Source organism: Gelidibacter algens, assembly GCF_001678675.1.
GTDB lineage: Bacteria > Bacteroidota > Bacteroidia > Flavobacteriales > Flavobacteriaceae > Gelidibacter > Gelidibacter algens.
Window position 1 is genome coordinate 18,988 of sequence record NZ_LZRN01000049.1, and the last position, 8,608, is coordinate 27,595.

7 protein-coding genes and 1 pseudogene are annotated in these 8,608 nt (G+C 33.4%); 1 reads left to right on the forward strand and 7 read right to left on the reverse strand.

All coding sequences use genetic code 11. From position 1 onward, the window contains the following. Positions 1-89: 89 nt before the first annotated feature. The gene (locus tag A9996_RS16810; protein WP_248912367.1) at positions 90-287 is read left to right on the forward strand and encodes a DUF6341 family protein; all 198 of its coding nucleotides are present in this window, start codon (positions 90-92) and stop codon (positions 285-287) included. Here the strand turns inward: A9996_RS16810 and purD are convergent. The 7 genes and pseudogenes from purD to A9996_RS20135 all read right to left on the reverse strand — a co-directional run. After that, positions 282-1,553, reverse strand: a complete 1,272-nt coding sequence (gene purD / locus A9996_RS16815; RefSeq protein WP_066437884.1) for a phosphoribosylamine--glycine ligase — start codon at positions 1,551-1,553, stop codon at positions 282-284. The two genes, A9996_RS16810 and purD, sit on opposite strands and share 6 nt — an antisense overlap. Before the next feature lie 148 nt (positions 1,554-1,701). Next, positions 1,702-2,013 (reverse strand): hypothetical protein, encoded by a 312-nt coding sequence (locus tag A9996_RS20680; RefSeq protein WP_248912368.1) that lies wholly within the window; start codon positions 2,011-2,013, stop codon positions 1,702-1,704. A 4-nt stretch (positions 2,014-2,017) separates the two neighbouring features. Next, positions 2,018-2,455 carry a glycosyltransferase family 2 protein gene (locus tag A9996_RS20685; RefSeq protein ID WP_248912369.1) on the reverse strand — a complete coding sequence of 146 codons (438 nt, stop codon included), beginning with the start codon at positions 2,453-2,455 and terminating at the stop codon, positions 2,018-2,020. Continuing rightward, on the reverse strand, positions 2,442-3,740 hold the full coding sequence (locus A9996_RS16825; protein WP_066437887.1) for a phenylacetate--CoA ligase family protein: 1,299 nt from the start codon (positions 3,738-3,740) through the stop codon (positions 2,442-2,444). The genes A9996_RS20685 and A9996_RS16825 overlap by 14 nt, the downstream gene beginning before the upstream one ends. After that, positions 3,737-4,759 carry a glycosyltransferase family 4 protein gene (locus A9996_RS16830; RefSeq protein ID WP_245905296.1) on the reverse strand — a complete coding sequence of 341 codons (1,023 nt, stop codon included), beginning with the start codon at positions 4,757-4,759 and terminating at the stop codon, positions 3,737-3,739. The genes A9996_RS16825 and A9996_RS16830 overlap by 4 nt, the downstream gene beginning before the upstream one ends. Before the next feature lie 9 nt (positions 4,760-4,768). Further along, positions 4,769-6,122: pseudogene (locus tag A9996_RS16835) on the reverse strand (exopolysaccharide biosynthesis polyprenyl glycosylphosphotransferase). Between the two features lie 1,677 nt (positions 6,123-7,799). Continuing rightward, positions 7,800-8,608, reverse strand: an 809-nt coding sequence (locus A9996_RS20135; RefSeq protein ID WP_169817260.1) for a hypothetical protein, incomplete at its 5' end; no start/stop codon positions are given.

The window sequence follows — 8,608 nt, forward strand, 5'->3', positions numbered from 1 at the left end:
TAAACTTTCCAATTAAAAAAAGTGTAATTTTGTGGTGTAAATATAATTATTTATTATGATAGAAAGATTTTTTTAATGGCATAGCAGATTTGTTTGTTGACTATCTCTTTTTGCCTTTTGATGCTTTAAGAGCCTTAGAGAATGACAGTTGGTTGCTAGCCAATATTTTTTCTTGGCTATTTATCGTAATAGGTATCGTAGCCTTTGTCTATTGGATGCTGCAATTGAAAAAATACGACGATAATAACGAAGAGGATAAGAGCATCTCATCCCATTCGTATTTATAGATCGAAACCAATATCCTTACGGTAATACATCTTATCAAAATGTAGTCTTTCTATATTTTGATAAGATTTTTTTATGGCCTCTTGGTAGGTATTTCCAAAAGCGGTAATGGCCATTACACGGCCGCCAGAAGTAACCACTTTACCATCTTTCAATACAGCGCCAGCATGAAAGGGAATAACCTCTGTCAAATTTTCTAAGCCTGTAATTTCCTTACCTTTTTCATAACTTTCAGGATAACCGCCAGATACCAACATGACTGTAGTTGCGGCACGCTCATCAATATCAATCGTGATTTTGTCCAATTGCTGATTGGCGATGGCTTGGAAAATTTCAACAAGATCATTTTTAAGGCGTGGCACTACCACTTCCGTTTCAGGATCTCCCATCCGCACGTTATACTCAATAACTTTCGGGTCATCCCCTACTTTAATTATTCCGATAAAAATAAAGCCCTTATAGTCCAACCCATCTTTTTGAAGTCCAACAACCGTTGGTTTCACTATGCGCTCTTCTATTTTATTTAAAAATGATTCCGTAGCGAACGGTACAGGAGAAACGGCACCCATCCCCCCTGTGTTCAATCCGGTATCCCCTTCACCAATGCGCTTATAATCTTTGGCGGTTGGTAAAATTTTATAGTTTTTTCCATCGGTAAGCACAAAACAACTCAACTCGATACCGTCTAAAAACTCTTCAATAACCACTTTGGTGCTTGCGGCGCCAAATTTGGCGTCTACCAACATGCTCTTAAGCTCCGCTTTGGCTTCATTAAGATCATTTAAGATCAAAACACCTTTTCCTGCTGCCAACCCATCGGCTTTCAGTACGTAAGGTGCTGTCAACGTCTCTAAAAATTCATATCCTGACTCTAATGAACTGGCATCAAAACTTTGGTACGCTGCGGTTGGGATGTTATGACGACACAAAAACTGTTTGGCAAATTCCTTACTACCTTCAAGCTGTGCTGCAGCTTTTTGTGGGCCGATAACGGCCACATGTTTTAGCGCCTCATCATTCAGAAAAAAATCATGGATGCCCTGCACCAAGGGATCTTCTGGACCAACAACAACCATATCAATTTGTTTTTCAAGAACCAACTTCTTTATCGCTTCAAAATTTGTGACCTTAAGATCAATATTTTCTGCTATTTCTGCAGTTCCAGAATTTCCTGGTGCGACAAATAATTTTTGACATAAAGGACTTTGGACAATTTTCCAGGCAAATGTATGTTCCCTTCCACCGGAACCGAGAATTAAAATGGTCATATGAGTGTTATTTGTTGCAAAAATAAAGGCTTTAATTTTAAGCCACTAGTAGAATATGGAGTTTTTATTTTAGAAATTTAAGTATCTGAAATTTAATCTTACATTTCACTCAGTACGCAAAATTATATACTCGGGAGGCAATAGATATTTATACCTTAAATTTTAAAGCAATGTTACAAACCAAATAGTAGGCCGATTTAAATATGGACAATCGCTCCTCTTCTCGCAATAACTTCCAATTCCATTTAATTAAGCTTATTTTATTGCTCGACATGGAGTTTTCCGTTTTTCTATATTGTGACAAAATTTCCGATAAACCATAGGCTTTTTCTCCTGTTCTTAAAATTTTCAGCCAAAGGGCATAGTCCTGTCTCTTGCGCAATAATGGCATATAAATTTTACCTAATTGACCTTGGTCGTAAATTGCCGTTAAACAACCTATTTTATTAGAATATAGCATATCATTATAGCATAAAACGGCCACTGGTTTTACCGTTTTTTTTAATTGAGTTTCCAGATTCATCAATAAGTTCATAACTGGTGTGCGTTAGGCTATATGCGTTATCGAGCATAAATGACACTTGCTTTTCTAATTTTTGGGGAAGCCATCTATCGTCACTATCCAAAAAAGCAATAAAACGTCCATTTGCCTCTTCTATCGCTCTATTTCTTGCTACTGCAGCACCAGAATTCTTGGGGAGTTGAAATAACTTAATTCTGTCATTCCTCTTTTCGAAGTTAGTGATTATACTGATTGTTTTGTCCGCCGAAAAATCATCAACCAACAAGAGCTCCCAGTTTTGGTAAGTTTGATTGAGGACACTGAGTATGGTGTCGGAAATATACTTTTCAGAATTGTAACAGGCCGTGATGATTGAAACAAGAGGGTTATTGTCGCTCATTATGTATTGATGAAATGAAACTTTTCTTTTTACCTTCTGTTGGTTCGAAAATCGTGTTCGACTTGATTATGAATTGCATGTCATTCTTGAAATAATTCTCAATTTCCTTAACTAATAACTTCTTATCAGTATCCGTTAAATGCGAAGAAATATTGAAAATTAAATGTCCTCTTTTTTTCTGGACAACTTGATATTCCAAATGTAGAAGATAATTTTCCGATAGATTTTTAAATATATAATAAAAATATAAACTTGGGTATATGTTTGCAATACCATAAACGGTTTCGCCAATTCGTCCTAAAACATCTATCAAAACAAGATGTTCTTTTCCACACGGGCATGAAGTTTCTCGTGAAGCCAATTTTATGTAATCGCCCAATCTATAACGTATTATGGGAAAAGAAAGCATGTGCAAATTGGTAACCAAAATTTCATTGTTCAGTTCTTCAACTATAACTCCTTCCATATTGATATGCATATTGCCGTGTGGGCATTCAAAAGCAATAATGCCGGTTTCGGCGGCTCCGTATTCGCTAATCATTTTAGTGCCAAAAGCCTTTTTGATTTCAGGTTGATAATAATCGAAAATCTTCTCTGATGTGCCCTTAACCATCAGAATATTACTTGGCTTTACTGTATTTCCTTGATTTATGGCTTTAGCAGTTTCGTAGATGCTAGATGAATAACCGTGGATATATCTGGCACTATTAAGCTTCCTAATAAATTGGTTCAATTCTGTTGTTGAATATGAAAATACCCTGAATCTATTTTGTAAGACATCAAAAAAACGGGTTTTTAATCTGTGTAAAAGCGATGTGTTAAAGCCCCAAAAATAGCCATTCCTATCCCAAGGTTTTACGCCATATATACTGTAATTGTGGTTAATTACAGTTCTGTTAAAAGAATCGCAATACTCATTTCTTTTAAAAACCAATGACGCACCCGAAGTTCCGGAAGTTTTTGCCTCAAAAGTATTTTTGAATTTAAAATTGGTATGTATATTACTATTCTGAGTAATAAGCTCATTCTTAGTAATTATGGGCAGCATTTGTAAATCAGACAAGGTGTTAATGTCTGAAGGGCTTATTTGCTTTTCATCAAAGGCTTTTCGATAAAATTCTGAATGTTGATAAGCAAATCCAACCAATTCTTTCAGTTTGTTTAACTGAAAGTTTTCCAACTGGTTTAGTGTATAATTCTGAGAGTCGTTTAAAAACCGATGGATGACTTTTGAAGAGGGATTTCTGAAGTTTCTCCCTAAAATATAAATCCATTTAAATATCATACGTTGGTTAAAAGTTGGTTCCACTTGTGTTTTACTATATCCCACCGAAATTCCTCAACATCTGCTCTCGCAATATGGGTGATATTTCCGGGACCCTCTTTGAGTAAATGTTTAATGGCATTTGCCATGGCGATGTCATCCTCCGGATTCACCAAAAACCCATTTAACGTGTCTTTTACTAAATATTTAATTCCGCCAACATTTGTAGTAACAATGGGCAACCCAAGCGCCATAGCCTCAATAATGCTCACTGGCATATTATCTATATTGCTCGTATTTATAAAAATATCATATTCCTCTGATTTTTTGTGCCAAACTTCTTGAGTTAAAACACCTGTAAATTGGACAGAGTGTTTTAAATTCAATTCGTCCACAAGGTTTTTTACGCCTTCCAAAGAACCGTCTCTATCAGGACCCACCATACATAAGGTGGCATCTGGATAGTCTTTTTTTAACTCAAACAGCACTTTCACTGCCATTTCAGGATTGTAAATCTTTGCGAACGACCTAACATATAAAAGTTTTGGTCTTAAATCTTTTCTGTTTATAAACTTATAGTCCTCTATTTTGAGTGTATTGGAGATACATAGGGTTTTAAAACCTTCTTTTTTGAAAATTTCTGCCAAATATTGCGAAGGTGCTACGTTTATATAAGCATTTGCAAAAATACTTTTAGACAACTTTGGTGATTTGTTCAGTCTTTCGGGGAGATTACCTCCGTGCAGTATAGGAATATAAGGTTTATTAAAAACTCTTAAAAGTTTTGAGCACAAATAAGCATAAAAAAAGTTTAAAGTACTGTATGTATCTATTAAGACAACATCTGTAGTTTTTTGGTGCTTTAAAATGGCGTGAACCATATCGAGCATTCTGGTTATTAGGTTTAATTTACTTGACGCTTTTTCAACAATTACCCCTTCTTTTTGAAGAAGTTCGCTAAGAGTTGTTAACGTGGATGGATAACCTGTTTTATCAAACAAGTTATTCCCTATATACAAGACCTTTACGTTTTTCATCATGCATGTTTATTAATAGGCCTTCTCTTCGCCCTTAACAGCATTTAAAAATGTTTTTACAATAATTCGTAAGTCTAACAGCAAAGACCAATTTTCAATGTAAAAAATATCATATTTTACACGCCCGATGATGTCTTTATCTGTCTCAATTTCGCCTCTAAATCCACTTATTTGCGCCAATCCAGTAATACCAGGCTTCACAAAATGTCTTACCATAAATTTATCAATGCGCTTTGCGTACATATTGGTATGGCTTACCATGTGAGGTCTTGGTCCAACAACAGACATATCTCCGAATAACACATTATAAAATTGTGGCAATTCGTCAATACTTGTTTTTCTTAAAAACTTCCCGACCTTAGTCACGCGTTGATCACCTTTTGTAGCTTGGTTCAAATGGGCATCTTTATTGGGCAACATGGATCTAAACTTATAACAACTAAATTCTTTGTTATTAAAACCGTTTCTGGGTTGTTTAAAAAACGCAGGACCTTTCGATTCTAACCTAATAAAAAAAGCCAAAATTGGAGTTAGCCATGATAGAACAAAAATAATAATACAGGATGCAAACAAAATATCAAATGAGCGTTTAAGAAACTTGTTAAATGGTTCTTTTAAAGGAATGGTTCTTATAGACAAGATTGGAGTGTATTCATAATACTCGTATTTCAATTTTTTCGAAAAAATATCTTTATTATCGGGAATAAACTTGAGCTCTCTTAGATTATTATCTGCAAAATCTACCAATTGATTGATTTGTTTATTCGACAATTCGGCAACAGAAAAATAGATCTCGTCGATGTTATTGTCAACTACAAACTCAAAGCACTTATCTAACGAAAAATCTGGATCTGAAACACAAAATTGCGCCTTAAACCGATATCCAAAATCCAATCTGGTTTGAAATGTGTTTACTAACTGCGCGGTTTTATAGTTTTTACCTATGACAATGACCTGTCTTGTATTACCGCTTAAAATAGAACGGTATTTCTTTAATAAGTAAAACGTGAAAAATTTAAAAATTAGAATTAAAAAGGAAACAGTCAAAAAATAGTGCCCTAGAGCTAGTCTGCTAATAAAAGGTTGTTTAAAGACACCAATAAAAGCATACAAAACAAATGACAAAAAAAACGATTTGCCTGAATAAAAGCGGTATAATTTGAATGATTTTGGTGTGTCTCTGAACTTCATAAAATTTATTTTTTAGAGAAAAGAGAATCCAAAAAACAGAAATATAAATTCCAAAAATATAGGTGTTTGTAATGTTGGTTGTAAAAAACATAACCGTAGCATTAAGCAACACCAAATCAACAATCAAAAATAAGGGCTTTATAAAACCTGAATATCGTCTTCTCTTGTAGTCCAATTTAATTATTTATATGTTCTTTAAGGTCTTATGCTCGCTTTTATACTCATCTGGAGTTTGATTATAAAAATAATCAAATACTTATTACTCCCTTCCTCTCTATTGAATTTTGGGCTTCCAATTTAATTGCTTTTTTGCCAAATAGACATTTGACTTCTTTGTAATGCATCATTCACTACAAGTCTTCATTACATACTTTTTGTTCGGTTTTGGTTAGCTTAATGATTTTCCTTCACAAATTTAATAGATATATTAACTGAATACCAGTTTTTCAAGATAACTGTAATCTTTCGATAGAAATCTATAAACACCATCCTCCTGATTATCTACGATGAAAACAGGGCTTTCTCAAACCCTCGCCAAATATAGTTAAATCTTCTCTTTTAAGTGACTGCCTGAGTTCACTCTGCCATCATTTAATCGCACTCTTGGGCCATAGGTTTATAAAACAAACAATTCTGGTTTCTAAAGTTTGAAACGTGTGTGGTGCTATAATTATGGATTCTTGAAAACGCCCTGCTTCATAATCATAAACTCCATGGGCACATAAAGCATATATATTGGAGCAATATGCATTTATTTGTAGAGATGCCAAAGGATCTCATTACCGGCGATGTAGAGGCAGTATTATCCCTGATTACTTTACTTTTGCAACCTTAATAAATTGTGTGTACTGAATACTCTATTTTAAGTTTTAGACAAGGAATTTTAAATAAACTAATTGACTGAATTACTTTTAAAATATTCAATATTTTTCTTATCAAATATTAATAAGTCATATATAGATTTCGTTTATGAAAAATAAGAGATTGCTTTGAATTTGGGGTAGTAGTAAGACTCTAATTCATGCAGATAGTAGAAGTTGCAAAGATATTTCCGCTTAGGTCGTTCTCAAAATAAATTTGCATTCTGCTTGCAAATATTTCTTTTTGAAAGTGATTGACTTTGATTACCTCATTTGATAAGCTAAAATCCTATTTGTAATCTTTTCAATATTTATGAAGCGCAATGATGTCTTTTCGGAATCATGACCCAATATAGCCAATTACAATGAACAAGAAACATTTTCCAATTCCAGAACCGGTTCATTCCTTTCCAAACTTCATCCACAGCAACTCTCAGAAGTTCGCGAAAATTGATAATCATGTTCATAAACGTAATTATAGTCGCTTAAAAAGAGTTTGCTGCGCATCTAGTTAGTTCATGACTTACCATGCATCAAGATCATAGCATTTACGAGTTTTAATGTTGGCTTATAACGTCTCTCTTTAAATCGGTCACTGTTTTTAAGCTAGAGCTTGTATAACAGAGTTGTAATTTTTAAAACACGCTAACAGCGTAACCTACTCAAACTAATTCGGGGTATAATATCCCATGAAAATCTACTTTAGAGTTTTTTGAGACTTTTTACTACCACTATATTTGGCGTAATTAATTATAATGCACTTCAATCAAGGATTAATTTATAATCTTAGATAAATCTTCTGATTTCTGCTAAGCCTTCAAGACATTTGAAATCATGCAAATCATCATCTTCAAAAGTAGGTAACCCAACAAATAAAAGATTGCCAGTTGGACTTCTTTTAGGTTATTGAAAGATTTGAGCGCCCTACGTTAATAGTGCACTTTAATAATTCGGCTAAATAGTGGCCAAGACCAACCCTAATCAAAACTCCATTAAAAATCAATTTTCCATTTTTTTATAGTTTTATCCATACTGCTTGAATAAAACTCATTGTCTTTATAATTTACTATTTTAAGAACACTTCTTTTATGAAAATTGAATTGATTCAATATAGACATTGTCTTTGCATCGAGTACTATAATGTTTCCTTTAAAAGTTCCCATTATTAATTTATCTTTTTGGTACCGTGTGCTAGTCAAAACAAAATCATTACCAATATTTAATTTTGACACGATCCCATTCACAAAAGAGTATTTTAGTATTTCACCTTCTTTAGTAGTAAAAACCATGTATTGATCGAATAAAACAAAATCTGTAATCAATTTTCCATACGCAAGCAAAATTGTATTTTCTTTGGTTGTGAAGTTGTATTTAAAAATCTCACCTAAGTCAGTTACATAGTACAAGTAGCCTTCCTTAAAAATAATTTTCCGTGCTATAGATTTTAATGTAATATTATGACGAATTACAAATGCTGGCTTTTTTTCATAATCTATTACAATTATTTTTTTATCGCTCAAACTTAAGACGGCATAATTTAAGTCTGGCAAAATTAAGGCGTCAAGGCTTCTGCCTTGTGTGTAATAATATACATCTTCTACTATTTTGATTGATTTATTGTAAAATCGTAAACTAGATACAGGTCGTGGAAATTCATTTGAAACAGTAATGATTTGATTGTTTTTTGAATCATCATAAATCTCCAGACCATATCCCCCTATAAAATAGGTATTTATGGCGCCAGTTTTATCTTGGTTTCTAAAATAAATAACATCTCTTTTTTCTATATAGAAAATAGAAT